This window comes from Enterobacter sp. UCD-UG_FMILLET (assembly GCF_000762975.1).
In the GTDB taxonomy this organism is placed as follows: Bacteria; Pseudomonadota; Gammaproteobacteria; order Enterobacterales; family Enterobacteriaceae; genus Enterobacter; species Enterobacter dykesii.
In genome coordinates this window covers 1-26010 of the sequence record NZ_JRJC01000028.1, presented here as the reverse complement: position 1 = coordinate 26010, position 26010 = coordinate 1, and the positions used below count along the sequence as shown (strand labels likewise).

Annotated in this window: 26 protein-coding genes, 1 tRNA gene, 1 rRNA gene and 1 pseudogene; 16 read left to right on the top strand and 13 right to left on the bottom strand. The window is 55.6% G+C overall.

Annotation, left to right across the window (positions count from 1 at the left end; all coding sequences use genetic code 11):
- The first annotated feature begins 5 nt into the window (after positions 1 to 5).
- Positions 6 to 3329, top strand: coding sequence for a miniconductance mechanosensitive channel MscM (gene mscM, locus LA04_RS13635; RefSeq protein ID WP_047652012.1), 3324 nt, complete (start codon positions 6 to 8; stop codon positions 3327 to 3329).
- A 44-nt stretch (positions 3330 to 3373) separates the two neighbouring features.
- Here the strand turns inward: mscM and epmA are convergent, their stop codons facing one another.
- Positions 3374 to 4351 (bottom strand): elongation factor P--(R)-beta-lysine ligase, encoded by a 978-nt coding sequence (gene epmA / locus LA04_RS13630; protein WP_024907345.1) that lies wholly within the window; start codon positions 4349 to 4351, stop codon positions 3374 to 3376.
- Between the two features lie 310 nt (positions 4352 to 4661).
- On the opposite strand from epmA, the gene frdA reads away from it, so the two are divergent.
- Genes frdA through frdD form a run of 4 tightly spaced genes read left to right on the top strand, consistent with a single transcriptional unit; the run spans position 4662 to position 7955 of the window.
- Positions 4662 to 6452 (top strand): fumarate reductase (quinol) flavoprotein subunit, encoded by a 1791-nt coding sequence (gene frdA / locus LA04_RS13625; RefSeq protein ID WP_023310125.1) that lies wholly within the window; start codon positions 4662 to 4664, stop codon positions 6450 to 6452.
- Positions 6445 to 7179, top strand: a complete 735-nt coding sequence (locus LA04_RS13620; RefSeq protein ID WP_023310124.1) for a succinate dehydrogenase/fumarate reductase iron-sulfur subunit — start codon at positions 6445 to 6447, stop codon at positions 7177 to 7179. Before frdA ends, LA04_RS13620 begins: the two co-directional genes overlap by 8 nt.
- A gap of 10 nt (positions 7180 to 7189) precedes the next feature.
- The gene (gene frdC, locus LA04_RS13615) at positions 7190 to 7585 is read left to right on the top strand and encodes a fumarate reductase subunit FrdC (RefSeq protein WP_032662400.1); all 396 of its coding nucleotides are present in this window, start codon (positions 7190 to 7192) and stop codon (positions 7583 to 7585) included.
- A gap of 10 nt (positions 7586 to 7595) precedes the next feature.
- A complete protein-coding gene (frdD, locus tag LA04_RS13610; RefSeq protein ID WP_032662398.1) occupies positions 7596 to 7955 on the top strand; it encodes a fumarate reductase subunit FrdD in 360 nt (119 codons plus the stop codon).
- Between the two features lie 30 nt (positions 7956 to 7985).
- On the opposite strand, the gene ampR is transcribed toward frdD, so the two are convergent.
- A complete protein-coding gene (gene ampR / locus LA04_RS13605; protein ID WP_029739889.1) occupies positions 7986 to 8861 on the bottom strand; it encodes a LysR family transcriptional regulator AmpR in 876 nt (291 codons plus the stop codon).
- 132 nt (positions 8862 to 8993) lie between these two features.
- On the opposite strand from ampR, the gene blaACT reads away from it, so the two are divergent.
- Positions 8994 to 10139, top strand: coding sequence for an ACT family cephalosporin-hydrolyzing class C beta-lactamase (gene blaACT, locus LA04_RS13600; protein ID WP_047652011.1), 1146 nt, complete (start codon positions 8994 to 8996; stop codon positions 10137 to 10139).
- Between the two features lie 105 nt (positions 10140 to 10244).
- The gene (locus LA04_RS13595) at positions 10245 to 10775 is read left to right on the top strand and encodes a lipocalin family protein (RefSeq protein WP_047652010.1); all 531 of its coding nucleotides are present in this window, start codon (positions 10245 to 10247) and stop codon (positions 10773 to 10775) included.
- Here the strand turns inward: LA04_RS13595 and sugE are convergent.
- Positions 10772 to 11089, bottom strand: coding sequence for a quaternary ammonium compound efflux SMR transporter SugE (gene sugE, locus LA04_RS13590; RefSeq protein ID WP_047652009.1), 318 nt, complete (start codon positions 11087 to 11089; stop codon positions 10772 to 10774). The two genes, LA04_RS13595 and sugE, sit on opposite strands and share 4 nt — an antisense overlap.
- A 261-nt stretch (positions 11090 to 11350) precedes the next feature.
- Between sugE and LA04_RS13585 the strand changes: the two genes are divergently transcribed.
- Positions 11351 to 11950 carry a helix-turn-helix transcriptional regulator gene (locus LA04_RS13585; protein WP_047652008.1) on the top strand — a complete coding sequence of 200 codons (600 nt, stop codon included), beginning with the start codon at positions 11351 to 11353 and terminating at the stop codon, positions 11948 to 11950.
- A 36-nt stretch (positions 11951 to 11986) separates the two neighbouring features.
- Here the strand turns inward: LA04_RS13585 and ecnB are convergent, their stop codons facing one another.
- The 3 genes from ecnB to efp all read right to left on the bottom strand — a co-directional run bounded on the left by ecnB (position 11987) and on the right by efp (position 12998).
- Positions 11987 to 12133 (bottom strand): lipoprotein toxin entericidin B, encoded by a 147-nt coding sequence (gene ecnB, locus LA04_RS13580; protein ID WP_003025482.1) that lies wholly within the window; start codon positions 12131 to 12133, stop codon positions 11987 to 11989.
- Between the two features lie 108 nt (positions 12134 to 12241).
- Entirely contained in the window at positions 12242 to 12373 is a 132-nt protein-coding gene (locus tag LA04_RS13575; protein ID WP_024907352.1) for an entericidin A/B family lipoprotein, read from the bottom strand.
- A 58-nt stretch (positions 12374 to 12431) separates the two neighbouring features.
- On the bottom strand, positions 12432 to 12998 hold the full coding sequence (gene efp, locus LA04_RS13570; protein WP_010427766.1) for an elongation factor P: 567 nt from the start codon (positions 12996 to 12998) through the stop codon (positions 12432 to 12434).
- A 40-nt stretch (positions 12999 to 13038) separates the two neighbouring features.
- Here efp and epmB point away from each other — a divergent pair, with 40 nt between their 5' ends.
- The gene (gene epmB, locus LA04_RS13565) at positions 13039 to 14067 is read left to right on the top strand and encodes an EF-P beta-lysylation protein EpmB (RefSeq protein WP_047652007.1); all 1029 of its coding nucleotides are present in this window, start codon (positions 13039 to 13041) and stop codon (positions 14065 to 14067) included.
- Positions 14068 to 14114: 47 nt separating this feature from the next.
- On the opposite strand, the gene LA04_RS13560 is transcribed toward epmB, so the two are convergent.
- The 3 genes from LA04_RS13560 to LA04_RS13550 form a co-directional block, all read right to left on the bottom strand.
- Positions 14115 to 14468, bottom strand: coding sequence for a DUF4156 domain-containing protein (locus tag LA04_RS13560; RefSeq protein ID WP_010427771.1), 354 nt, complete (start codon positions 14466 to 14468; stop codon positions 14115 to 14117).
- A 134-nt stretch (positions 14469 to 14602) separates the two neighbouring features.
- A complete protein-coding gene (gene groL / locus LA04_RS13555) occupies positions 14603 to 16246 on the bottom strand; it encodes a chaperonin GroEL (RefSeq protein ID WP_014882201.1) in 1644 nt (547 codons plus the stop codon).
- A gap of 31 nt (positions 16247 to 16277) precedes the next feature.
- A complete protein-coding gene (locus LA04_RS13550; protein ID WP_003855929.1) occupies positions 16278 to 16571 on the bottom strand; it encodes a co-chaperone GroES in 294 nt (97 codons plus the stop codon).
- 179 nt (positions 16572 to 16750) lie between these two features.
- Here LA04_RS13550 and yjeH point away from each other — a divergent pair, with 179 nt between their 5' ends.
- On the top strand, positions 16751 to 18001 hold the full coding sequence (gene yjeH, locus LA04_RS13545; protein WP_047652004.1) for an L-methionine/branched-chain amino acid transporter: 1251 nt from the start codon (positions 16751 to 16753) through the stop codon (positions 17999 to 18001).
- Positions 18002 to 18025: 24 nt separating this feature from the next.
- Here the strand turns inward: yjeH and LA04_RS13540 are convergent, their stop codons facing one another.
- On the bottom strand, positions 18026 to 18490 hold the full coding sequence (locus LA04_RS13540) for an FxsA family protein (RefSeq protein ID WP_023616652.1): 465 nt from the start codon (positions 18488 to 18490) through the stop codon (positions 18026 to 18028).
- Positions 18491 to 18825: 335 nt separating this feature from the next.
- Here LA04_RS13540 and aspA point away from each other — a divergent pair, with 335 nt between their 5' ends.
- The 5 genes and pseudogenes from aspA (at position 18826) to LA04_RS13515 (ending at position 24199) form a co-directional block, all read left to right on the top strand.
- The gene (aspA, locus tag LA04_RS13535) at positions 18826 to 20262 is read left to right on the top strand and encodes an aspartate ammonia-lyase (protein ID WP_047652003.1); all 1437 of its coding nucleotides are present in this window, start codon (positions 18826 to 18828) and stop codon (positions 20260 to 20262) included.
- Positions 20263 to 20377: 115 nt separating this feature from the next.
- Positions 20378 to 21679 (top strand): anaerobic C4-dicarboxylate transporter, encoded by a 1302-nt coding sequence (locus tag LA04_RS13530; protein ID WP_047652001.1) that lies wholly within the window; start codon positions 20378 to 20380, stop codon positions 21677 to 21679.
- A gap of 113 nt (positions 21680 to 21792) precedes the next feature.
- On the top strand, positions 21793 to 22116 hold the full coding sequence (cutA, locus tag LA04_RS13525) for a divalent cation tolerance protein CutA (protein ID WP_014168278.1): 324 nt from the start codon (positions 21793 to 21795) through the stop codon (positions 22114 to 22116).
- Positions 22092 to 23574 (top strand): annotated as a pseudogene (locus LA04_RS13520) (protein-disulfide reductase DsbD). Before cutA ends, LA04_RS13520 begins: the two are co-directional and overlap by 25 nt.
- A 49-nt stretch (positions 23575 to 23623) precedes the next feature.
- Positions 23624 to 24199 carry a transcriptional regulator gene (locus LA04_RS13515; RefSeq protein WP_032643754.1) on the top strand — a complete coding sequence of 192 codons (576 nt, stop codon included), beginning with the start codon at positions 23624 to 23626 and terminating at the stop codon, positions 24197 to 24199.
- Here the strand turns inward: LA04_RS13515 and LA04_RS13510 are convergent.
- Both LA04_RS13510 and LA04_RS13505 read right to left on the bottom strand, forming a co-directional pair.
- On the bottom strand, positions 24196 to 24786 hold the full coding sequence (locus tag LA04_RS13510; RefSeq protein ID WP_047651999.1) for a LysE family translocator: 591 nt from the start codon (positions 24784 to 24786) through the stop codon (positions 24196 to 24198). The two genes, LA04_RS13515 and LA04_RS13510, sit on opposite strands and share 4 nt — an antisense overlap.
- 36 nt (positions 24787 to 24822) lie before the next feature.
- Positions 24823 to 25338, bottom strand: coding sequence for an AraC family ligand binding domain-containing protein (locus LA04_RS13505; protein WP_047651997.1), 516 nt, complete (start codon positions 25336 to 25338; stop codon positions 24823 to 24825).
- A gap of 169 nt (positions 25339 to 25507) precedes the next feature.
- On the opposite strand from LA04_RS13505, the gene LA04_RS13500 reads away from it, so the two are divergent.
- Positions 25508 to 25583 (top strand) — tRNA-Phe (locus LA04_RS13500).
- 226 nt (positions 25584 to 25809) lie between these two features.
- Here the strand turns inward: LA04_RS13500 and rrf are convergent.
- Positions 25810 to 25925: ribosomal RNA gene (rrf, locus tag LA04_RS13495) — 5S ribosomal RNA — on the bottom strand.
- Between the last annotated feature and the right edge of the window lie 85 nt (positions 25926 to 26010).

The window sequence follows — 26010 nt, the reverse complement described above, 5'->3', positions numbered from 1 at the left end:
CTGACGTGCGCCCGATTATCGTTCTACTGATGGCCTGGTGCCTCAGCATGGGGGCGTACGCAGCGACAGCCCCCGACGCCAAACAGATAACCCAGGAACTGGAGCAGGCAAAAGCGGCCAAACCCGCTCAGCCAGGGACCGTCGAGTCGCTCCAGGCTGCCCTGAACGCGCTTGAGGAGCGGAAAGGCTCTCTTGAGCGCGCTCAGCAGTATCAGCAGGTTATCGACAACTTCCCCAAACTCTCGCAGACGCTGCGCGCGCAGCTCAACAATTTGCGTGACGAACCGCGCGACGTGCCCGCAGGCATGACCTCGGACGCTCTGAACCAGGAGATCCTGCAGGTCAGCAGCCAGCTTCTGGAAAAGAGCCGTCTTGCCCAGCAGGAGCAGGAGCGAGCGCGTGAAATTGCCGACTCCCTCAGCCAGCTTCCACAGCAGCAAACCGACGCACGCCGCCAGCTTAATGAAGTTGAGCGTCGCGTAGGTACGCAAAGCGGCAACACCCCGCAGGCTCAGGCACAAAATCTGGGCCTGCAGGCAGAATCGGCTCGCCTGAAGGCCCTTGTTGATGAGCTTGAGCTGGCTCAGCTTTCCGCGAATAACCGCCAGGAGTTGTCGCGGATGCGCTCTGAACTCGCGCAGAAGCAGAGCGAGCAGCTGGATGCGTATCTCCAGGCCTTGCGCAATCAACTTAACAGTCAGCGCCAGCTTGAAGCCGAGCGTGCCCTTGAAAGCACCGAACTGCTGGCTGAAAACAGCGAAAACCTGCCTGCCGGTATCAACGAACAATTCAGGGTCAACCGCGAGCTTTCTGCCGCGCTGAATCAGCAGGCGCAGCGCATGGATCTGGTTGCATCCCAGCAGCGTCAGGCGACCAATCAAACCCTTCAGGTGCGTCAGGCGTTAAACACCCTGCGCGAGCAGTCCCAGTGGCTCGGGTCATCAAACCTGCTGGGCGAAGCGTTACGCGCCCAGGTCGCGCGCCTGCCGGAAATGCCGAAGCCGCAACAGCTGGATACCGAGATGGCCCAGCTGCGCGTTCAGCGACTGCACTTTGAAGATCTTCTCAATAAGCAGCCACAAATCCGCCAGATCCGTCAGGCTGACGGCCAGCCCCTGACCAGCGAGCAAAACCGCATTCTGGAAGCCCAGCTGCGTACCCAGCGTGAACTGCTGAACTCCCTGCTCCAGGGCGGGGATACGCTGATTCTGGAGCTGACCAAGCTAAAAGTCTCCAATAGCCAGCTGGAAGATGCGCTGAAAGAGGTGAACGAGGCGACGCACCGTTATCTCTTCTGGACGTCCGACGTGCGTCCGATGACCTTCTCGTGGCCGATTGAGATTGTTCAGGATCTGCGTCGCCTGATTTCGCTGGACACCGTCAGCCAGCTGGGACAGGCCAGCGTGATGATGTTTACCAGCAAAGAGACCATTTTCCCGCTGCTCGGGGCGTTGATTCTGGTGGGCTTCAGCATTTACTCGCGCAGGCATTTCACCCGCTTCCTGGAGCGTTCCAGCTCCCGGGTCGGGAAAGTCACCCAGGATCACTTCTGGCTAACGTTGCGCACCGTATTCTGGTCGATTCTTGTCGCCTCCCCGCTGCCGGTGCTGTGGATGACGCTGGGGTATGGTCTGCGGGAAGCCTGGCCCTATCCGCTCGCGGTCGCAATTGGCGATGGCGTCACCGCCACGGTGCCGCTGCTGTGGGTGGTCATGATTTGCGCCACCTTCGCGCGCCCCAATGGCCTGTTTATCGCCCACTTTGGCTGGCCGCGTAATCGCGTTGCGCGCGCCATGCGTTACTACCTGATGAGCATCGGGCTGATTGTGCCGCTGATTATGGCGCTGATCATGTTCGATAATCTCAACGACCGGGAATTCTCAGGCTCGCTGGGCCGCCTCTGCTTTATGCTGATATGCGGGGCGCTGGCCATCGTTACGCTCAGCCTGAAACGCGCGGGTATTCCGCTCTATCTCGATAAATCCGGCAGCGGCGACAACATGTTCAACCGGCTGCTTTGGAACCTGCTGCTGAGCGCACCGTTGGTTGCGATGCTGGCGGCCGCGGTGGGTTATCTGGCGACCTCGAAGGCGCTGCTGGCGCGACTGGAAACCTCGGTGGCAATCTGGTTCCTGCTTCTGGTGGTGTACCACGTGATCCGCCGCTGGATGCTGATCCAGCGCCGCCGTCTGGCCTTTGACCGAGCCAAGCATCGTCGGGCGGAGATCCTCGCCCAGCGTGCGCGGGGTGAGGAAGAGCCAAACCACGTCAACAGTACGGAAGGCACAACGGAAGCGGACGAAGTCGAACTGGATCTGGATGCCATCAGTACCCAGTCCCTGCGGCTGGTTCGCTCCATCCTGATGCTCATAGCCCTGCTGTCGGTGATCTTCCTGTGGTCGGAGATCCACTCCGCATTTGGCTTCCTGGAGAACATCTCTCTGTGGGACGTGACCTCCACGGTGCAGGGCGTTGAAAGTCTGGAGCCGATTACCTTAGGGGCGGTGCTGATTGCCATTCTGGTGCTGATCATCACCACGCAGCTGGTGCGCAACTTCCCGGCGCTGCTGGAGCTGGCGCTGCTGCAGCATCTGGATTTAACGCCGGGTACAGGCTATGCGATTACGACCATTACCAAATATTTGATCATGCTGTTTGGTGGGCTGGTTGGCTTCTCGATGATCGGTATTGAATGGTCGAAACTGCAGTGGCTGGTGGCGGCCCTTGGTGTAGGGTTAGGTTTTGGTTTACAGGAGATCTTCGCCAACTTCATCTCTGGCCTGATCATTCTGTTCGAAAAACCGATCCGTATTGGCGATACCGTAACGATCCGCGATCTGACCGGCAGCATCACGAAGATCAACACCCGCGCGACGACGATCAGCGACTGGGATCGGAAAGAGATCATCGTGCCAAACAAGGCGTTTATTACCGAGCAGTTCATCAACTGGTCGCTGTCAGACTCCGTGACCCGCGTGGTGCTGACGGTACCGGCGCCGTCGGACGCCAACAGCGAAGAGATCACCCAGATCCTCTACACTGCCGCTGAGCGCTGCTCGCTGGTAATCGACAACCCGGCGCCGGAAGTATTCCTTGTGGATTTACAGCAGGGGATCCAGATTTTCGAGCTGCGTATCTACGCCGCCGAAATGGGACACCGTATGCCGCTGCGCCATGAGATCCACCAGCTGATTCTGGCGGGCTTCCGCGAACACGGTATTGATATGCCGTTCCCACCGTTCCAGATGCGTCTGGAAAGCCTGGACGGGCGTAAAACGGGAAGAACGCTGACGTCAGCGGCGCGGACGCGTCCGGCGGGAAGTTTGTAAGATAAGCGGTGCAACCCTCTCCCACGGGAGAGGGTAAACTGCCGTCAGGCGCGATCTACGGTAAACGCAATCACATCGCCAAGCTGTTCTGCCCCCAGGGCCAGCATCACCAGACGGTCTACACCCAGCGCCACGCCGGAGCAATCCGGCAGACCTGCTTTTAATGCTTCAAGCAAATTAACATCAATAGGCTGCTGCGGCAGACCGCGCGCGGCGCGCTTGCGGTTATCCTGCTCGAAGCGCTGCTGCTGCTCGCGGGCATCCGTCAGTTCGTGGAAGCCGTTCGCCAGTTCGATGCCTTTGTAATAGACCTCAAAACGCTCTGCGACACGATGATCTTCAGTACTGATCTGCGCCAGTGAGGCCTGGCTTGCCGGGAAGTGATAGACAAACGTCGGACGATCTTTGCCAATCTGCGGTTCAACACCGAAGGTAAACAGCAGCTGCAGCAGCGTGTCGCGATCCTCTTCGGTATCCGCCACGTTGCTCAAATCCAGTTTTGCCGCCACTTCGCGCAGTTGGGTTTTGTCAGCCGATAGAGGATCGATTTCCAGATGGCGCTGGAAAGCCTGCTGATAGGAGAGCGTTTCGGCTTCTGAGCAGTCCAGCACCTGCTGGAGCAGATCGTCCACCTCATTCATCAGGCGGTACATATCATAATGCGGGCGGTACCACTCCAGCATGGTGAATTCCGGGTTGTGATGACGCCCCATCTCTTCATTACGGAAGCTGCGGCACAGCTGATACACCGGACCGCATCCCGCTGCCAGCAGGCGTTTCATGTGGTATTCCGGGCTGGTCATCAGATACAAATTCATGCCCTGAGAATGGCCGGGGCCAACAAAACGGGTTTCAAACGGCACCAGATGAATATCCGTTACCGTTGCCTGACTCATGCACGGCGTTTCCACCTCCAGGACTCCGCGGTCGGCAAAGAAACGGCGGATCTCCGCCATAATTGCAGCGCGTTTTAACAGATTAGGGATGGATGCGCTCGGCTGCCAGGTGGCCGTTTCGCTCATGAGTTGTTCTCCGATTTCAGACAAGGGCACGAAGTCTACTCGTTAGCAGGGGCAGAGACAAATTTTGCGCAGTAAAAAAGCGCATTTCATTTAGGTGAACTTTTTCGTGACGTATTTCATCAATCTTCATGATAAATCGCCGTACAGAACAGCAAAAAAATCGAACACGTCAAATTTCCCTGACATCTACACGGTTATACTGTTTTACCCATAAAGGAGCAGTGGAAACGCTTTCGCAATCGTCCTTTTGGACGGGTGAACTACCTTTAGTTTGTCGCGTTGCGAAATAACAAAAATCTGGAGGAATGTCGTGCAAACTTTTCAGGCCGATCTTGCCGTAATAGGCGCTGGCGGGGCTGGATTACGTGCTGCGATTGCTGCAGCACAAGCTAATCCCAACGCTAAAATCGCATTGATTTCAAAAGTCTATCCAATGCGTAGTCACACAGTGGCAGCAGAAGGAGGGTCCGCCGCCGTTGCGCAGGATCATGACAGCTTTGAATACCATTTCCACGACACGGTTGCAGGGGGCGACTGGCTTTGCGAACAGGATGTCGTTGACTACTTTGTGCATCATTGTCCCACGGAAATGACCCAGCTTGAACAGTGGGGATGTCCGTGGAGCCGCCGTCCGGACGGCAGCGTCAACGTTCGCCGCTTTGGCGGAATGAAGATTGAACGCACCTGGTTCGCCGCCGATAAAACCGGCTTCCACATGCTGCACACCCTGTTCCAGACCTCCCTTCAGTTCCCACAAATTCAGCGCTTCGATGAACATTTCGTCCTCGACATTCTGGTCGATGACGGACAGGCGCGTGGCCTGGTGGCGATGAACATGATGGAAGGCACGCTCGTCCAGATCCGCGCCAACGCGGTAGTGATGGCGACGGGCGGTGCGGGTCGCGTTTATCGTTATAACACCAACGGCGGCATCGTCACCGGTGACGGCATGGGCATGGCGCTCGGCCACGGCGTACCGCTGCGCGATATGGAGTTCGTGCAGTATCACCCAACCGGCCTGCCGGGCTCCGGTATTCTGATGACGGAAGGCTGCCGCGGTGAAGGCGGTATTCTGGTCAATAAAAACGGCTACCGCTATCTGCAGGATTACGGCATGGGCCCGGAAACCCCGCTCGGCGAGCCGAAGAATAAATACATGGAACTCGGCCCGCGCGACAAAGTCTCTCAGGCCTTCTGGCACGAGTGGCGCAAAGGCAACACCATCTCCACGCCGCGCGGCGACGTGGTCTATCTCGACCTGCGTCATCTGGGCGAGAAGAAACTGCTGGAACGTCTGCCGTTCATCTGCGAGCTGGCAAAAGCCTACGTGGGCGTCGACCCGGTGAAAGAGCCGATTCCGGTGCGTCCAACCGCGCACTACACCATGGGCGGGATCGAAACCGACCAGCAGTGCGAAACCCGTATTAAAGGCCTGTTCGCCGTCGGCGAGTGTTCTTCCGTGGGTCTGCACGGCGCTAACCGTCTCGGGTCGAACTCGCTGGCAGAGCTGGTCGTCTTTGGCCGCATGGCGGGCGAGCGCGCGATGGAGCGGGCGGCTACAGCAGGCGAAGCCAACGGTGCCGCGCTGGATGCGCAGGTCGCAGACGTTGAAAAACGCCTGAAAGACCTGGTGAACCAGGAGGGTAACGAGAACTGGTCTAAAATCCGCGACGAGATGGGCCTGTCGATGGAAGAAGGCTGCGGTATTTACCGTACGCCAGAGCTGATGCAAAAAACCGTCGACAAGCTGGCGGAACTGCAGGAGCGCTTCAAGCGCGTACGCATCACCGATACCTCCAGCGTATTCAATACCGACCTGCTCTACACCATCGAGCTGGGCCACGGTCTGAACGTCGCGGAATGTATGGCGCACTCTGCGCTGGCGCGTAAAGAGTCTCGCGGCGCCCACCAGCGTCTGGACGAAGGCTGTACCGAACGTGACGACGTCAATTTCCTGAAACACACTCTCGCCTGGCGCGATGCAGATGGCACCACACGTCTGGACTACAGCGACGTGAAAATCACCACGCTGCCGCCGGCTAAACGCGTGTACGGTGCAGAAGCAGAAGCCGCCGAGAAGAAGGAGAAGGCGAATGGCTGAGATGCAAAAAATGAAGGTTGAAGTGGTGCGCTACAATCCGGAAGTGGACGCCGCACCGCACAGCGCTTTCTATGAAGTGCCTTATGACGAGCAAACCTCCCTGCTGGATGCGCTCGGCTATATCAAAGACAACCTGGCGCCAGACCTGAGCTACCGCTGGTCCTGCCGCATGGCAATCTGCGGCTCCTGCGGCATGATGGTCAACAAGGTACCGAAGCTGGCCTGTAAGACCTTCCTGCGCGAGTACACCAAAGGCATTAAGGTCGAAGCGCTGGGCAACTTCCCGATTGAACGCGATCTGGTGGTCGATATGACCCACTTTATCGAAAGCCTGGAAGCGATTAAGCCGTACATCATTGGTAATCCACGCACGCCGGATCAGGGGCCAAATACCCAGACGCCGGCTCAAATGGCGAAATACCATCAGTTCTCCGGCTGCATCAACTGCGGCCTGTGCTATGCCGCCTGTCCACAGTTTGGCCTGAACAAGGAGTTCATCGGACCGGCCGCCATTACCCTGGCGCACCGCTATAACGAGGACAGCCGCGACCACGGTAAAAAAGAACGTATGGCGCAGCTTAACAGCCAGAACGGCGTCTGGAGCTGTACCTTTGTGGGTTATTGCTCCGAAGTTTGTCCGAAGCACGTCGACCCGGCCGCCGCTATTCAGCAGGGTAAAGTGGAAAGCTCGAAAGACTTTCTTATCGCTACCCTGAAACCACGCTAAGGAGTGCATGATGACGACTAAACGCAAAGCCTATGTGCGGCCTGTGCCGTCCACCTGGTGGAAAAACCTGCCGTTTTATCGCTTCTACATGCTGCGTGAAGGCACGGCGGTACCGGCGGTCTGGTTCAGCCTTGAGCTGATGTACGGCGTTTTTGCCCTCAAGCATGGCCCGGAAGCCTGGGCCAGCTTTGTCGGTTTCCTGCAAAACCCGATCATTGTTGTTCTGAACCTGATCGTGCTCGCAGCCGCGCTGCTTCATACCAAAACCTGGTTTGAGCTGGCGCCAAAAGCGGCGAACATCATTATAAAAGACGAGAAAATGGGGCCAGAGCCGGTGATTAAAGGGCTCTGGGCAGTGACGATTCTGGTCACTGTGGTCATTCTGTTTGTCGCACTGTTCTGGTAAGGAGACTACTGTGATTAATCCAAATCCAAAACGTTCTGACGAGCCGGTCTTCTGGGGCCTGTTTGGCGCAGGCGGCATGTGGAGTGCCATCATCGCCCCTGTCATCATTCTGCTGGTCGGCATTATGCTGCCGCTGGGGCTGTTCCCGGGCGATGCGCTGAGCTACGAGCGCGTACTGGCGTTCGCGAGCAGCTTTATCGGCCGCGTGTTCATCTTCCTGATGATCGTCCTGCCGCTGTGGTGTGGCCTGCACCGTATTCACCATGCGATGCATGACCTGAAAATTCATGTACCGAGCGGGAAATGGGTGTTCTACGGTCTGGCGACCATCCTGACCGTGGTGACGCTGATTGCCGTGGTCACCCTCTGACGCTTCAGGCCCGCCATCCGGCGGGCCTTTTTATTTCTGCATTTTCCCCACCAGCCACTGGGCAAACTCACGCATTGCGGGCGTTTCTGTCCGTGACTGTAGTCTTGTCAGCCAGTAGCTGCCGAGGTCAATCTGCGTTGCAAAGGGCTGCACGATGCGCTCGCTGCTGAGTAAATGGGTAAACATGTCGACAGGCGCAATGGCAATCCCTGTGCCTGCCTGCGCGGCTTCCAGCATGGTCACGGAAGAATCAAACACCATCACCCGGTGCGTCGGTGAGGGAGGATGTTCACCCGCAGCCTGCATCCACGCAGCCCACTCGTCACGCCGGTAGGAGCGCAGCAGGGTAAACTTCAGGATATCTGCCGGGCTTTTGAGAACTGAGGCAATGTCGGGCGTACAGAGCGGAGACAGCGGCGCAGGGCAAAGAAATTCAGCATCGGTTCCATGCCACGCGCCGCCACCGTAGCGAATAGTGTAATCAAGCCCTTCAGCCGCCGGATCGACGCGATTATTATGGGTGGAAAGCTGAAGATCAATATGCGGATAGCAGCGGCGAAAATCCGCGAGCAGCGAGAATAAAACACCCGTGGCAAAAGTCCCTACCACGCCTATTTTGAGCTTCTCCTGAGCGCGCTGGCTGGCAAACCGATCCAGCATTCCGGCGATACGATCGAACGAGTCATTCAGCACCGGCAGCAAATTCTCGCCTTCGGTGGTCAGCATCAGCCCTCGCGAAACGCGAACGAACAGCTGGCAATTAAGGTGCTGCTCCAGCGCCTTTACGTGCTGGCTAATCGCGGAATGGGTAACGTTCAGCTCGATAGCGGCATGAGTAAAACTGAGGTGCCTGGCGGCTGCTTCAAACGCCCGCAGGGAATTAAGAGGGAGATAGCTGCGCGTCATAGGCTCGTCCGTTAGAAAAATTAACAGCTAATGCTAAATTTAACCGTTTGTCAGCCATAGTCAAATCCAACAGACTACAGCGGTCTGACGGGCCCGGACACTCCCTTGAACTGCTATTACGGAAGATAATTGATGATGACTAAATCCCTTTGCTGCGCCCTGCTGCTCAGCACCTCCTGCTCGGTATTGGCTGCACCGATGTCAGAAAAACAGCTGGCTGAGGTGGTGGAACGTACCGTTACGCCGCTGATGAAAGCGCAGGCCATTCCGGGTATGGCGGTGGCGGTGATTTATGAGGGTCAGCCGCACTACTTTACCTTCGGTAAAGCCGATGTTGCGGCGAACAAACCTGTCACCCCACAAACCTTGTTCGAACTGGGCTCTATAAGTAAAACCTTCACTGGCGTATTGGGTGGCGATGCCATTGCTCGCGGTGAAATATCGCTGGGCGATCCGGTGACAAAATACTGGCCTGAGCTGACAGGCAAGCAGTGGCAGGGGATCCGCATGCTGGATCTGGCAACCTATACCGCAGGAGGTTTGCCGTTGCAGGTACCGGATGAAGTCACGGATAACGCCTCTCTGCTGCGCTTTTATCAAAACTGGCAGCCGCAGTGGAAGCCGGGCACCACGCGTCTTTATGCCAATACCAGCATCGGTCTTTTTGGCGCGCTGGCGGTTAAGCCTTCCGGCATGAGCTATGAGCAGGCCATAACGACGCGGGTCTTTAAGCCGCTCAAGCTGGACCATACCTGGATTAACGTTCCGAAAGCGGAAGAGGCGCATTACGCCTGGGGATACCGCGACGGTAAAGCGGTACACGTTTCGCCAGGCATGCTGGACGCTGAAGCCTATGGCGTAAAAACCAACCTGAAGGATATGGCAAGCTGGGTGATGGTCAACATGAAGCCGGACTCGCTTCAGGATACGTCACTCAGGCAAGGCATTGCCCTGGCGCAGTCTCGCTACTGGCGCGTGGGGGCCATGTATCAGGGGTTAGGCTGGGAAATGCTTAACTGGCCGGTCGATGCCAGAACCGTGGTTGAAGGTAGCGACAATAAGGTGGCACTGGCACCGCTGCCTGCGAGAGAAGTGAATCCACCGGCGCCCCCGGTCAACACGTCCTGGGTCCATAAAACAGGTTCTACCGGCGGGTTTGGCAGCTACGTAGCATTTATTCCCGAAAAGCAGCTCGGCATTGTGATGCTGGCGAATAAAAGCTATCCGAACCCTGCCCGCGTTGAGGCGGCATACCGTATCCTCGACGCGCTGCAGTAAAACATTGCCGGGTGGCGCTACGCTTACCCGGCGAAACACACCGCACAAAAACCACATTTTCCTTGCCGTCATCTACACTTAACAAAAAACAGTAAGGAAACTCCTATGCGCATTCTGCCTGTTATCGCCGCGGTGACAGCCGCGTTTTTAGTGGTTGCCTGCAGTTCCCCTACCCCGCCTCCTGGCGTTACCGTCGTCACGCCTTTTGATGCACAACGCTTCCTTGGAACATGGTATGAAATCGCGCGCCTCGACCATCGGTTTGAGCAGGGCTTAGAGAAGGTTACTGCGAATTACAGCCCGATGGATGATGGCGGTATTCAGGTGATCAACCGGGGTTATAATCCCGATCGGGAGATGTGGCAGCAGTCGATTGGGGAAGCATACTTCACGGGCGACCCGCGACGGGCTGCGCTCAAAGTCTCTTTCTTCGGCCCGTTTTATGGCGGCTATAACGTGATCGCGCTAGACAGAGAGTACCGTCACGCGCTGGTCTGCGGGCCGGATCGCGACTATCTGTGGATACTTTCCCGCACGCCAACTATTTCGTCAGAAATGAAACAGCAGATGCTGGACGTCGCGACCCGGCAAGGGTTTGATGTGTCAAAACTTATCTGGGTAAAACAACCCCATTAATGGGTACTGAGCTTAAGCCCAATGATACCGGCCACAATCAAGGCGAGGCTGCCGATACGCGCCAGACTCGCTGACTCTCCCAGCAGCAGAATGCCGGTGATGGTGGCCCCAACCGCACCAATGCCCGTCCAGACGGCATAAGCTGTTCCCACAGGCAGCGAGCGCATTGCCCAGGATAACAGAACAATACTCACGATCATCGCGGTGACGGTTATGACGCTGGGCGTCAGGCGGGTAAATCCGTGGGTGTACTTGAGACCAATTGCCCATACCACTTCGAGCAGGCCAGCAATAAAAAGAATGATCCAGGACATTTCAGGCTCCTTAACTTAATACAAGCTGGGGCCGTCCCCGGTGAAAAAAACGCTTACGGGTCGTCCCGTAAGGCAGAGATTACGCCCCATATTGTGGTTAGCGTGCTATTTTTTTTCAATCATTTTTTGCTGAACACGTTAAGGCAAGAAATAGCCGCAGTATGGCGCGTAGTTCCGGCATTTAGCACTCATCCGACTTCTCTATGATGATGTGCTTTCTGATGGCAGGAAGCCAAACCACTAGCCGACTGCGAATAAAATATGTTCAAAATTCTTTTGATTGACCGTTGTCACTTCACCCGCACGGGGTTTGAAGCATGGCTCAATCATTCCGGTTTGTTCCCGGGACACTACGTTGTGACGGGTCTAAATAATCTGTTCCTTGCCAGGGAGCACATTCTGCAATGGAAACCCACGCTGGTTATCGCCGACCTGTACGGCTTCAGGCAGGATATTCATCATTTTCAGCAGCTCTCGTCGTTGCTGAGCGCCAGTGAACGATTACCGTTTATTTTGCTGCAATCGGGAGAGGACCGCGGCATGACCGACTGGCTCGGACAGTTCCCGGTGTGGTCGTCGCTGTTGAAAAACGCCAGTCTCGAAGAAGTGGCAACGACTATCAACGACGCATTAAACTCGCGCGCCAGCGCTGACAGGCCAACGGCAGCGGCCCCCTTGCTGACCCGACAGGAAGAGAAAGTGCTGACATTGTGGATGGACGGTGCGAGCAATCAAAAAATTGCCGCTCACCTGAGTATCAACGGCAAAACGGTGTATACCTATAAACGCAATATCCGCATGAAATTGCATATGGATACGCGTTTTTCTCCGTTCTTATCCCTGCAGGAATCAGAAAGCTGACGGTACGAAACCCGCTGGTCTCGTACCGTATGTTAATTACTGCTGAGCTTTGGTTGCCGCACCAGAGATTGCGCTACCACCTTCAGAAATATCCTGACCGACGCCACGCGTGGTATTACAGGCAGTTAACACTGAAGAAAGTACCAGGACTGAAAAGATCGCTGCAATTGTTTTCTTAACCATAATATCTTCCTTTTATAGCCAAAGTTGTTTTGTGTATAGCAACTTAAGGATAGACAAGATCCCGCCGGTTGACGGAAAAGGAAGCATTTTTAGGAAAATTAGACGAACTTAGCTGGCGGCGTGAGAAATGATATGACCGAGATCCTGGATATCTTGTCCCATCCCACGGGTGGTGTTACAGCCGGAAAGCAATGCACTGGAAAGCGCTAACAGAAGCAGAATTTTAACGGTACGTTTCATCATCCCTGCCTGCAAAAATCAGGCGCAGCGGGCGCTGCGCCTTCAATCATGACGTAAATTACTTCACGCGGGATACGTATTCGCCGGAGCGGGTATCCACTTTGATCACTTCGCCAGTCTGTACGAACAGTGGAACTTTAACCACTGCACCGGTAGACAGTTTGGCTGGTTTACCGCCGGTACCTGCGGTATCACCTTTCAGACCTGGATCGGTTTCAACGATTTCCAGTTCAACGAAGTTTGGTGGGGTCACAGCGATAGGCTGGCCGTTCCACAGGGTCACGATGCACTCAGCCTGATCCAGCAGCCATTTAGCGCTATCACCTACCGCTTTCTCATCAGCAGACAGCTGTTCGAAAGTGGAGTTGTTCATGAAATGATAGAACTCACCGTCGTTGTACAGATAGGTCAGGTTCATATCAACAACATCAGCGCCTTCAGCGGAGTCAGTAGATTTGAAGGTTTTCTCAACACGGGTACCGGTCAGCAGACGGCGCAGCTTAACGCGTGCGAATGCCTGGCCTTTACCTGGTTTAACGAATTCGCTGGCTTCAACCGCGTACGGTTCGCCGTCCATCATGATTTTAAGACCAGCACGAAAATCGTTGCTATAGTACGTTGCCATAAGGCCCTCTAAATTTGTTAACTGGTAGCTAAGCCACAAAATGGCGCATATTGTAACCCTAAACACCCCGTCCAGAGAAGATTGGTTATCGCAACTTGCCGATGTAATCACCAGTCCTGATGAATTGCTGCGTCTTTTAGACCTCGATAAGCACCCAGAGTTGCTTGCAGGCCGCGAGGCAAAGCGCCTTTTCGCCCTGCGAGTTCCCCGTGCGTTTGTGGCGCGGATGGAGAAAGGCAACCCCGACGATCCGCTTTTAAAACAAACGCTTACTTTGCAGGATGAGTTTGTCACCGCGCCGGGATACAGCACCGATCCGCTGGAAGAGCAGAACAGCGTGGTGCCGGGTTTACTGCACAAGTATCTCAACCGCGCCCTGCTGCTGGTAAAAGGCGGCTGCGCGGTAAATTGTCGTTATTGCTTCCGTCGGCACTTCCCGTATGCCGAAAACCAGGGCAATAAACGCAACTGGCAGGTCGCGCTGGACTATATCGCCGCCCATCCGGAGCTGGATGAGATTATTTTGTCCGGCGGTGACCCGCTGATGGCAAAAGATCATGAGCTGGACTGGCTGTTGACTCAGCTTGAAGCCATCCCGCACGTTAAGCGCCTGCGTATTCACAGCCGTTTACCGATTGTCATTCCGGCACGTGTCACTGACGGACTGGTATCACGCCTGGAGCAGTCAAGATTGCTGGTGCTGCTGGTGAACCATATCAACCACGCGAATGAAATTGACGATGACTTTCGCGCGGCGATGGTGCGCCTGCGTAAAGCGGGCTTAACGCTGCTGAACCAGAGCGTGCTGCTGCGCGGCGTGAACGACAGCGCCCGCGTGCTGGCTGACCTGAGCAATGCCCTGTTTGATGCGGGCGTGATGCCCTATTATCTGCACGTGCTGGATCGCGTTCAGGGCGCGGCCCATTTCATGGTGACGGATGAAGAAGCCCGGCAGATTATGCGCGAACTGTTAACGCTGGTTTCAGGCTATATGGTGCCGAAGCTGGCACGCGAGATTGGCGGAGAGCCGAGCAAGACGCCGCTGGATTTGCAGCTGCGGCAGCGCTAGTTTCCGCTCACCCTAACCCTCTCCCACAGGGAGAGGGAAAAAGGCAATCAGTTCGGGCACTTGTAGACCTGGCCGTTCATCTGGCTGGCGGTCGGCACGAAGCTGGACAGCATACCCTGCGTTGGGCTGCTCACGCCGTAAATCACGTTTCCGCCCATTGCCGCAGCCTGGTTACGCAGGGCATTCGCCGCACCGCGCATCGAGCCACCTTCTTCGCCATGCTGACCTGACATCCAGTTACTTTGCTCACCGGTTGCCGTGCCTAACAGCTGGCATTCACTGCCAGGCTTATCTTCCACAAAGCGAACGCCCTGGCCCGCTGCCGACAGCTCATTGCTGGAGCTACAACCCGCCAGCAGCAATGCTGCCCCTACAATCCCTGCACAGACTTTTACGCGCATGTTATTCCTCGTTTTCAATAAGCTGGACAGTTGTTGTCCGTGTGTAAATCTTATACCTAAAAGATGACCAAAAGAAAAACCCCCGAGCATTTCTGCCCGGGGGTTTTTCACATTCTACGACGTAGAGCGCACGATTACATCATGCCGCCCATACCGCCCATGCCACCCATGCCAGCAGCACCTAAGTCTGGTGCATCGCCTTTAGGCATATCGGTGACCATGCACTCGGTGGTGATCATCAGGCCAGCGACAGATGCCGCGTACTGCAGAGCAGAACGGGTTACTTTCGTTGGATCCAGGATACCGAAGTCGATCATGTTGCCGTATTCTTCAGTTGCCGCGTTGTAACCGTAGTTACCTTCGCCCGCTTTCACGTTGTTCGCAACCACAGATGGCTCTTCACCGGCGTTAGAAACGATCTGACGCAGAGGGGCTTCCATTGCGCGTAGCGCAACTTTGATACCCACGTTCTGATCTTCGTTCTGTGCGGTCAGGCCTGCCAGTTTAGCGGCAACACGCACCAGCGCAACACCACCACCAGCAACCACGCCTTCTTCTACCGCAGCACGGGTCGCGTGCAGGGCATCGTCAACGCGTGCTTTTTTCTCTTTCATTTCAACTTCGGTCGCTGCACCGACTTTGATAACCGCAACGCCGCCAGCCAGTTTCGCTACGCGCTCCTGCAGTTTTTCACGGTCGTAATCGGAAGTCGCTTCTTCGATCTGCTTACGGATCTGACCCACGCGGCCCTGAATAGCAGCCTCTTCACCCACACCGTCGATGATGGTGGTGGTGTCTTTGTTGATCACAACGCGTTTCGCCTGGCCCAGGTCTTCCAGGGTCGCTTTTTCCAGCTCCATACCGATCTCTTCGGAGATCACGGTACCGCCGGTCAGGGTAGCGATATCCTGCAGCATCGCTTTACGGCGATCGCCGAAGCCAGGTGCTTTAACCGCAGCCACTTTCACGATGCCGCGCATGGTGTTTACCACCAGGGTCGCCAGCGCTTCGCCTTCAACGTCTTCAGCGATGATAACCAGAGGCTTGCCTGCTTTCGCAACGGCTTCCAGCACTGGCAGCATTTCGCGGATGTTGGAGATTTTCTTGTCAGCCAGCAGGATGAACGGGCTTTCCAGCTCAACAGCGCCAGTCTCTGGCTTGTTGATGAAGTATGGGGACAGGTAGCCGCGGTCGAACTGCATACCTTCAACCACGTCCAGTTCGTCTTCCAGACCGGTACCGTCTTCAACGGTGATCACGCCTTCTTTACCGACTTTGTCCATCGCTTCAGCGATCAGTTTACCTACGGTTTCGTCGGAGTTAGCGGAGATAGTACCAACCTGAGCAATGGCTTTAGAGTCAGAGCACGGTACGGACAGCGCTTTCAGCTCTTCAACAGCGGAGGCGACAGCTTTGTCGATACCACGTTTCAGATCCATTGGGTTCATGCCCGCAGCAACGGCTTTCAGACCTTCGGTGATGATTGCCTGCGCCAGTACGGTCGCGGTGGTGGTACCGTCACCTGCAGCGTCGTTCGCTTTAGAGGCAACTTCTTTCACCATCTGCGCGCCCATGTTTTCGAACTTGTCTTCCAGCTCAATTTCACGTGCTACAGAAACACCATCTTTGGTGATGGTTGGCGCGCCGAAGGATTTATCCAGCACTACGTTGCGGCCTTTCGGGCCCAGAGTCACTTTAACTGCATCTGCCAGTACGTTTACGCCGCGGAGCATTTTTACACGAGCGTCGTTACCGAATTTTACGTCTTTAGCTGCCATGTTCTTATTTCCTCAAATTCTCGTGCGTAAATTACGCTTCAACAATTGCCAGAATGTCGCTCTCGGACATGATCAACACTTCTTCATTGTCGATCTTCTCGGATTTCACGCCGTAGCCATCGTTGAAAATTACGATGTCACCAACTTTAACGTCCAGTGGCTGCACAGTTCCGTTTTCCAGGATGCGGCCCTTACCGACAGCGATGATTTCGCCACGCGTTGATTTGGCTGCTGCAGAACCGGTCAGAACGATGCCGCCAGCAGACTTGGTTTCAACTTCTTTACGTTTGACGATCACACGATCATGTAACGGACGAATACTCATTGATAGCTCTCCTTTGAGAAAGTCATTATCAGTTATGGATGACGCCGGCCCGCATGCGGTTTTCCGACTAGTGCCCTGAGAGATGGGGATAGCTTTTTCCCCCTTCAAGGGGGAGTCGAAAAAAAAATTTGCGAAAGTGTTACCATCGCCTCTCTTTTGGTACTGGCAGGGCGATGTGAATGAGTGGACTCAAGCAGGAGCTGGGGCTGGCGCAGGGCGTCGGACTGCTCTCAACCTCCTTGTTAGGTACGGGCGTGTTTGCCGTACCCGCACTGGCGGCGCTGGTGGCTGGAAATAACAGCCTGTGGGCGTGGCCAGCGCTGATTGTATTGGTTTTCCCGATAGCCATTGTGTTTGCCATCCTGGGGCGGCATTTCCCCAGCGCGGGCGGCGTGGCGCACTTTGTCGGCTTGGCCTTTGGCCCGCGGCTGCAGCGTGTTACCGGCTGGCTGTTTCTCTCCGTCATTCCGGTTGGCCTTCCTGCGGCGCTGCATATTGCGACCGGCTTTGGTCAGGCGCTGTTTGGCTGGCATAACGAGCAGTTATTGCTGGCCGAACTGGGTACGCTGGCGATCGTCTGGTGGGTAGGCTCTCGCGGCGCCAACTCCAGCGCCAACCTGCAGACGCTGGTTGCGGTGCTGATTGTCGCGCTCGTTGTCGCAATCTGGTGGGCGGGCGATATCACAATAAAGGAAATTCCCTTCCCGGCGCTGACCGACGTCGACCACTCCCAGCTTTTCGCCGCGCTCTCCGTCATGTTCTGGTGTTTTGTGGGTCTGGAAGCTTTTGCCCATCTGGCCTCTGAATTTAAGCAGCCTGAACGTGATTTTCCCCGCGCGCTGATGATAGGCCTGCTGCTTGCTGGCACGGTCTATTGGGCGTGTACCGTGCTGGTCTTACACTTCCACGCGTTCGGAGCGGATCTCGCCGCCGCGGCATCGCTGCCGGGTATCGTGGTGGAACTGTTCGGCCTGAAGGCGCTATGGATCGCCTGCGTCATCGGCTATCTGGCCTGTTTTGCCAGCCTGAATATTTATATCCAGAGCTTTGCCCGGCTGGTGTGGTCGCAGGCGCTTTATAAATCTGATAACCGCCTCGCGCGCCTGTCTAAACGCCAGCTTCCGCTGAATGCCCTGAATGCCGTACTGGGCTGCTGCGTGGTGAGCACGCTGTGTATTTACGCACTGAAGATTAATTTGGACGCGCTCATCGTCTACGCCAACGGCATTTTCATCATGATCTACCTGCTGTGCATGCTGGCGGGATGTCGTTTGCTGAAAGGTCGCTATAAAGCTCTGGCGGTCGTCGGGGGCGTGCTTTGCCTGCTGCTGCTGGCGATGGTGGGATGGAGAAGTGTGTACGCGATTGTCATGCTGGCAGGGCTGTGGGTGTTTTTGCCGAAGCGCAGTGCGGTACCGGAAGCCCGGTAAGCGAAGCGCCACCGGGCAATAAAATCACCGATCGTCTTTATGGTCTAAACGATCGTGCTGTTCATCCTTACGCTGATACTCCCCTTCAAAGGTATCGCCCGGCCCGGTGCTGAACCCGCCGCCCGGCATACGGCTAAAGCGCAGATGCGGCAGCAGCTTCATGGTCAGGTGTTTTTGCACCGGCGGCAGAAGCAGCAGCAGGCCGAGGAAGTCGGTGAAGAACCCCGGCAGGATCAGCAGCAGCCCCGCAATAATCAACGACACGCTTTTGATCATCTCTTCCGCCGGGCTTTCCCCTGCGGCCATCTTCTGCTGCATTATCAGGAAATTTTTGAAACCCTGATTACGCACCAGCGACATGCCGATGACGGAGGTGAAAATCACCAGAATCAGCGTCAGCAGGACGCCCAGCACATGGGCAACCTGGATGAAAATGGAAATCTCAATGTAAACATAGAGAAAGAAAGCAATAAACGGTATCCAGCGCACTGGCATCTCCTGTGTGGCAGAGGCCATCGGGCCCCTGTCTGAATGTGTTCGCGACGCGCGTTTGTATGAGATGGTGACGGTTAGCGAAAATTCAATCAGTTTGCACGGATATTTTTTTTGGAAATTATAAAGCGGTGACCCATTTCACAGATTAATAATTATCATGGAATCGGCTCGATAATAAGTGATCCAGCTTACGGCAATTCGCTATCATCAGCATATGATCTCGAGCATCTGGCTGATTGAGGGAATAATCGTCGGCCAGAAAATATTCAAAACCACATAAATACTGTGTGTTTAGTACAATCCATCGGCAGCTTGAAAAGAAGGTTCACATGTTAAACAACATTCGTATCGAAGAAGACTTGTTGGGTACCAGGGAAGTTCCAGCGGATGCCTACTACGGTGTCCACACTCTGAGAGCGATTGAAAACTTCTACATCAGCAACAGCAAAATCAGCGACATCCCTGAGTTTGTCCGTGGCATGGTGATGGTGAAGAAAGCCGCAGCACTGGCTAACAAAGAGCTGCAAACCATTCCTAAAAGCGCGGCAAATGCGATTATCGCAGCCTGCGATGAAGTGCTGAACAACGGCAAATGCATGGACCAGTTCCCGGTTGACGTCTATCAGGGCGGCGCGGGCACCTCCGTCAACATGAATACCAACGAAGTACTGGCAAACATTGGCCTGGAGCTGATGGGTCACCAGAAAGGTGAATACCAGTACCTGAACCCGAACGACCACGTAAACAAATGCCAGTCCACCAACGACGCCTACCCTACCGGCTTCCGTATCGCGGTGTATGCCTCTGTGGTGAAACTGGTGGACGCGATCAACCAGCTGGGTGATGGCTTCCAGCGTAAAGCGGTTGAGTTCCAGAACATCCTGAAAATGGGTCGTACCCAGCTGCAGGACGCGGTGCCGATGACGCTCGGCCAGGAATTCCACGCGTTTAACGTACTGCTAAACGAAGAGACCAAAAACCTGCTGCGCACCTCCGAGCTGCTGCTGGAAGTGAACCTGGGCGCCACCGCCATCGGTACCCGTCTGAACACCCCGGATGGCTATCAGCAGCTGGCGGTACAGAAGCTGGCTGAAGTCTCTAACCTGCCGGTTGTGCCTGCAGAAGACCTGATTGAAGCCACCTCCGACTGCGGCGCCTACGTCATGGTACACAGCGCCCTGAAACGTCTGGCGGTCAAACTGTCCAAAATCTGTAACGACCTGCGCCTGCTCTCTTCCGGTCCGCGCGCTGGCCTGAATGAAATCAACCTGCCAGAACTGCAGGCGGGTTCATCCATCATGCCAGCCAAGGTGAACCCGGTGGTGCCAGAAGTGGTGAACCAGGTTTGCTTCAAAGTCATCGGTAACGATACGACCGTGACCATGGCCTCTGAAGCGGGTCAGCTGCAGCTGAACGTGATGGAGCCAGTGATTGGTCAGGCGATGTTTGAATCTATCCACATTCTGACCAACGCCTGCTACAACCTGCTGGAAAAATGCATTAACGGCATCACGGCGAATAAAGAAGTCTGTGAGGGTTATGTCTATAACTCCATCGGGATCGTCACCTACCTCAACCCGTTCATCGGTCACCACAACGGTGATATCGTCGGTAAGATTTGCGCCGAAACCGGTAAGAGCGTACGTGAAGTGGTGCTGGAGCGCGGGCTGTTGACCGAAGCCGAGCTGGACGATATCTTCTCGGCCCAGAACCTGATGCACCCGGCATATAAAGCGAAACGATATACCGATGAAAGCGAACAGTAACCGTTCTGGCTAGGCTTCTTAAGGCACGTCACTTGTGACGTGCCTTTTTTCTTTTTAGGCGTTACCTAAATACAACAATTCAATATCAACTTGTTAATAAGCAAGGCAGGTCCTTATGTTTGGAGCAGAACTCGTCATCGTCTTGTTGGCGATTTATTTGGGAGCAAGACTCGGGGGTATCGGCATCGGTTTTGCCGGCGGTTTCGGGGTGCTCGTTCTTACCCTTATCTTTCAGATTAAACCCGGCGCAATCCCGTTTGACGTTATCGAAATCATCATGGCAGTTATTGCCGCTATCGCCGCCATGCAGGTGGCAGGCGGTATGGACTACCTGGTAAGCCTGGCGGAGCGCATGCTGCGCCGCCATCCAAAGTACATTACCTTCCTTGCCCCGCTGGTGACCTGGTTTATGACCATTCTCGCCGGTACGGGCCACACCGCCTTCTCTACGCTGCCGGTGATTACCGAAGTGGCGAAAGAGCAGGGTATCCGTCCGTCTCGTCCGCTCTCTATTGCCGTCGTCGCGTCCCAGATTGCGATTACCGCCTCGCCGATTTCCGCTGCGGTGGTCTTCTTCGCCGGTATTCTTGAGCCGATGGGCGTGAGCTACCTGACGCTGCTGGCGATCTGTATCCCGGTGACGCTGATCGCGGTTATGATCACCGCCGTGCTGTGTAACTTCCTCGGCGCTGAACTGAAAGACGATCCGGTTTATCAGGAGCGTCTGGCCAAAGGTGAAGTGAGCCTGCGCGGCAGCCAGGTCTTCGAACTTAAGCCACATGCGAAACGCTCCTTACTGCTATTCCTGATCGGTATTGTCGCGGTGATGTTCTACGCGACCGCCATCAGCGACACCGTGGGCCTGATCCAGAACCCGGTCCTGCCGCGTAACGAAGCGATTGTGGTGTTTATGCTGACCATCGCGACGCTGATTAGCATCACCTGTAAAATTGACACCAGCGAAGTGCTGAACGCCAGCACCTTTAAATCCGGTATGAGCGCCTGCGTGTGCGTCCTCGGGGTAGCCTGGCTTGGTGATACCTTCGTGAAAGCGCACATCAGCGACATTCAGACCGTCGCTGGCGACCTGCTCCACAACTACCCGTGGCTGCTGGCGGTGGTGCTGTTCTTTGCCGCTACCCTGCTTTACTCCCAGGCGGCGACCACCAAAGCGCTAATGCCTGCGGCACTGATGCTGGGCGTGACGCCACTGACGGCGATTGCCTCTTTCGCAGCGGTTTCTGCCCTGTTCGTTCTGCCAACCTACCCAACCCTGCTGGCGGCGGTGGAGATGGACGACACCGGCTCAACCCGTATCGGTAAGTATGTGTTTAACCACGCGTTCCTGATCCCGGGCGTGGTCGCCATTTCACTTTGCGTGATCCTCGGCTTTATCATTGGCGGCGTGGTGCTGTAAACGGTGAGTGGTTGTAAAAATAGTTAAAATCGGGCCGCTCTGCGGCCCGTTTCATTAATGACCAACCGCCTTGCGTGGTATAGTGAAGCCTTTCGTGATGAGGAGGTCGACTTGTGAACACGCCTGATGCTGTTGTCGTACTGTGTACCGCCCCTGATGAAGCCTCTGCCCAGGATCTCGCCGCTAAAGTGCTGGCCGAAAAACTGGCTGCCTGCGTGACGCTCCTCCCCGGTGCCACTTCCCTGTATTACTGGGAAGGCAAGCTGGAGCAAGAGTACGAAGTCCAGATGTTGCTCAAAACCAATCTGGCGAATCAGCAGGCTCTCCTGGACTGCCTCAAATCTCATCATCCTTACCAAACTCCGGAACTGCTGGTGCTGCCAGTGGTCCACGGCGATAACGACTATCTCTCATGGCTCAACGCTTCCTTACGCTGATCCTGCTGCTGTGCAGCACTTCAGCTTTTGCCGGGTTGTTTGACGCGCCCGGCCGTTCGAACTTTATTCCTGCCGACCAGGCGTTTGTTTTCGATTTTCAGCAGAACCAGCACGATCTGACGCTCACCTGGCAGGTGAAAGAGGGCTATTACCTCTATCGCAAGCAGGTGAGCATTACCCCTGCTCAGGCAAACGTGGGCGCATTACGGTTGCCCGCTGGCGAGTGGCACGAGGACGAGTTCTATGGCAAGAGTGAAATCTACCGCCAGCGCTTAAACGTGCCTGTGACGGTGAATCAGGCCGATAAAGGTGCAACGCTGACGGTGACGTATCAGGGATGTGCGGATGCAGGTTTCTGCTATCCGCCGGAAACAAAAGTCGTGCCGCTTAGCGAAGTGAAAGCAACTGCTGCTGTAACGCCGGTCCCCTCGGTTGAGAAAACCAACGACAGCGCTAACCTTCCAGTTCCAGGCAGCACTCCAGCACCCTTATGTTCTCATTGGCCTGTCAGCGGTGTTTATCCTGTTGGCGCTGTCAATGTTTGGCCTGTTCACGCTGCAGCTGCCCTCCTCGCTGCAAACGCGCTTAACGCTGATGAGCAACCGTCAGCAGGGCGGCTCCGCAGGCGGGGTGTTCGCGATGGGTGCCATTGCCGGGCTTATATGCTCTCCCTGCACCACCGCGCCGCTGAGCGCCATCCTGCTCTATATCGCCCAGAGCGGAAACATGTGGCTCGGCGGGGGTACGCTGTACCTCTACGCGCTGGGCATGGGCCTGCCGCTGATTCTGGTCACGGTTTTCGGCAATCGACTTCTGCCGAAGAGCGGCCCGTGGATGGAGACGGTGAAAACCGCATTTGGCTTTGTCATCCTCGCGCTGCCGGTGTTCCTCCTTGAGCGTATCATCGGGGACGTCTGGGGTTTACGCCTGTGGGCGATGCTCGGCGTAGCGTTCTTTGCCTGGGCGTTTATCGTCAGCCTGGGGGCGAAGAAGCCATCGATGCGCCTGGTGCAAATCCTGCTGCTGGCTGCCGCGCTGGTGAGCGTACGCCCTCTGCAGGACTGGGCGTTCGGCACACCGGTGAGTCAGACCCAGGCGCATCTGAACTTCACCCAGATTAAAAACGTGGATGAACTTAACAGCGCCCTGGCAGAGGCGAAAGGCAAACCGGTGATGCTCGATCTCTATGCCGACTGGTGTGTCGCCTGCAAAGAGTTTGAAAAATATACTTTTAGCGATCCACAGGTGCAAAGCGCCCTGAAAGAGACCGTTTTGCTCCAGGCGAACGTGACCGCCAATAATGCGCAGGATAAGGCTCTGCTGAAGCAGCTTAACGTGCTCGGGCTGCCAACCATTCTGTTCTTCAATCAACAGGGCCAGGAGCAGCCAGAACAGCGTGTAACCGGGTTTATGGATGCAGCGGCATTTAGCGCGCATTTGCGCAATCGCCAACCGTAAACAACACTTTAAACGGGACAAACCGTTGGGAATAGCGGAGGAGATAACCGTGCAACGTGAAGACGTACTGGGACAAGCCCTGCAATTACTTGAGATTCAAGGGATCGCCAGCACCACGCTTGAGATGGTAGCCGACCGTATCGATTATCCTCTGGATGAACTTAAGCGCTTCTGGCCGGATAAAGAGGCGCTACTCTATGATGCCCTGCGCTATCTCAGCCAGCAGGTTGATATCTGGCGCAGACAGCTGATGCTGAATGAAGAACTGACCGCGGAGCAAAAACTGCTGGCGCGCTATACCGCGCTGACCGAATGCGTCAGCAACAACCGCTACCCGGGTTGTCTGTTCATCGCCGCCTGCACTTATTTTCCCGACCCAGGCCATCCTATCCATCAACTGGCGGATCAGCAAAAACGGGCGGCGCATGACTTCACCCACGAATTGCTGACCACGCTGGAAGTCGATGACCCGGCGATGGTGGCGAAGCAGATGGAACTGGTGCTGGAAGGTTGCCTCAGCCGCATGCTGGTGAACCGTAGCCAGGCCGATGTGGATACGGCGCACCGCCTGGCGGAAGATATTCTGCGCTTTGCCCAATGCAGAATGGGTGGAGCACTGACCTAAGCCAGGATGCCCGCCCAGGAAGAGACGAGAAGACACAGCGCCATCAGGCGCTGAAACCGCACCATCGCCACGGTGGTGCGAAATATTCGGTTCACCGCTTTACCCAACCACGCCCAGCACATCAAACAGGCTATTGAGATCAGCAGAAACCATAGCGACATTAGCGCAATATCCCGCAATGCATGGTCTCCAGCTGGGGCAAACAGGCTGACGACGGCCAGCGCCATCATCCAGGTTTTGGGGTTCACGATCTGCAGCAGCGCCGCCGCCCGAGCGGTGAATCGGATATGGTTCTCAGCGGCGAGACGGACAGCCGGGGCGCGAAACAGCTGCCAGCTGATCCAGCTTAGCCACAGCACGCCTGTCCAGCTCATTATCTGACGTATAAGAGGGTACTGACGCAGCACTTCCCCCGCGCCCGCGCCTGATACCAGCACAATTGCACTGGCTGCGATGCACCCGCCCAGAATAGCAGGTACGGTATTTTTTACGCCAAAGTGCTGGCTGTTCGTCAGCACGAGAATATTGGTCGGCCCCGGCGTAATGGAGGCGACAAATGCGAACAACAGAAAGGGTATCAAACTCACGGGTGGCTCCTTTTTATTAGAGCCATGAATGTGCCGTTATTTTTTGGAAACGTCTGGAAGGTTTGTGCACAACCGGCGGTAGTGTGCGGGAGAGATACGGTAAGCACGCTGAAACCATCGCCCCAGATGGCTTTGATCGGCAAAACCCACTGCGGCAGCCACATCAACGGGCTGGTCACCGCGCACCAGCTGCGGCTCCCGCGTCAGCGTTTGGGCAAAGTGGGGTGAATAACTCCCAGGAGTAGATTCGTAAAGTCCTTGTAGCGCACGGGTAAGCCAGCGCTCATCAAGATAGAAGGTCGAATAGGTAAAGCCGCCCTCTACAGGCGCGTCACCGTCGTGGATCTCGCCAGGCTCGAGGAGAAATGCGTCGCCCGGCTGGCTACGATGACGCTCACGGCGGCAGTGAAACTGCTGCGTGCCGGAGAGGGTTATCCCTACCAGATAGCTATCGTGCCAGTGCGGATCAAAGGCATGCCCTTCGAAATGCGCTTTAATCGTCTCAATACCCGTATCTGCATGCTGACGCAGTTCAAGCCAGTCATTTGCCATACTGTCCTCCTCTTGCTATCAGCATTGCCGTATGACACTGGTTCTGTCTGGAAGATTTGTGCATTTTCACGGCGAAAGCGGACAGATTGCCGCAAACTTAAGCAGTTGAACAGCTTTTCCCGAAATAATGTTGACGATCGGGCGTGATTGCGGTTTAATGCGCTCCGTTGCCCGGATAGCTCAGTCGGTAGAGCAGGGGATTGAAAATCCCCGTGTCCTTGGTTCGATTCCGAGTCCGGGCACCACTATTCAAAGAACCCAGCCTATGGCTGGGTTTTTGCTTTTCTGCGTTTATAAATCCCTTCTTTGTATTCTTGTTTCTCTTTGTCGTGGGATCGTGCGGTCTGCGTTGCCGGATGGCGGCTTTGCCTTATCCGGCCTACTAAAACGCAAGCGCAGCGCCATCGGGCTTTTCTGCGCGCACAAAGCAAAAAACCCCGCACCTTACGGTACGGGGTTCTTCTGATTGATGCCTGGCAGTTCCCTACTCTCACATGGGGAGACCCCACACTACCATCGGCGCTACGGCGTTTCACTTCTGAGTTCGGCATGGGGTCAGGTGGGACCACCGCGCTAAAGCCGCCAGGCAAATTCTGTTAATCTGTATCAAAGCTGAAATTTGATTGTCTGTCTCTTCGCCAAAACACCTTCGGCGTTGTAAGGTTAAGCCTC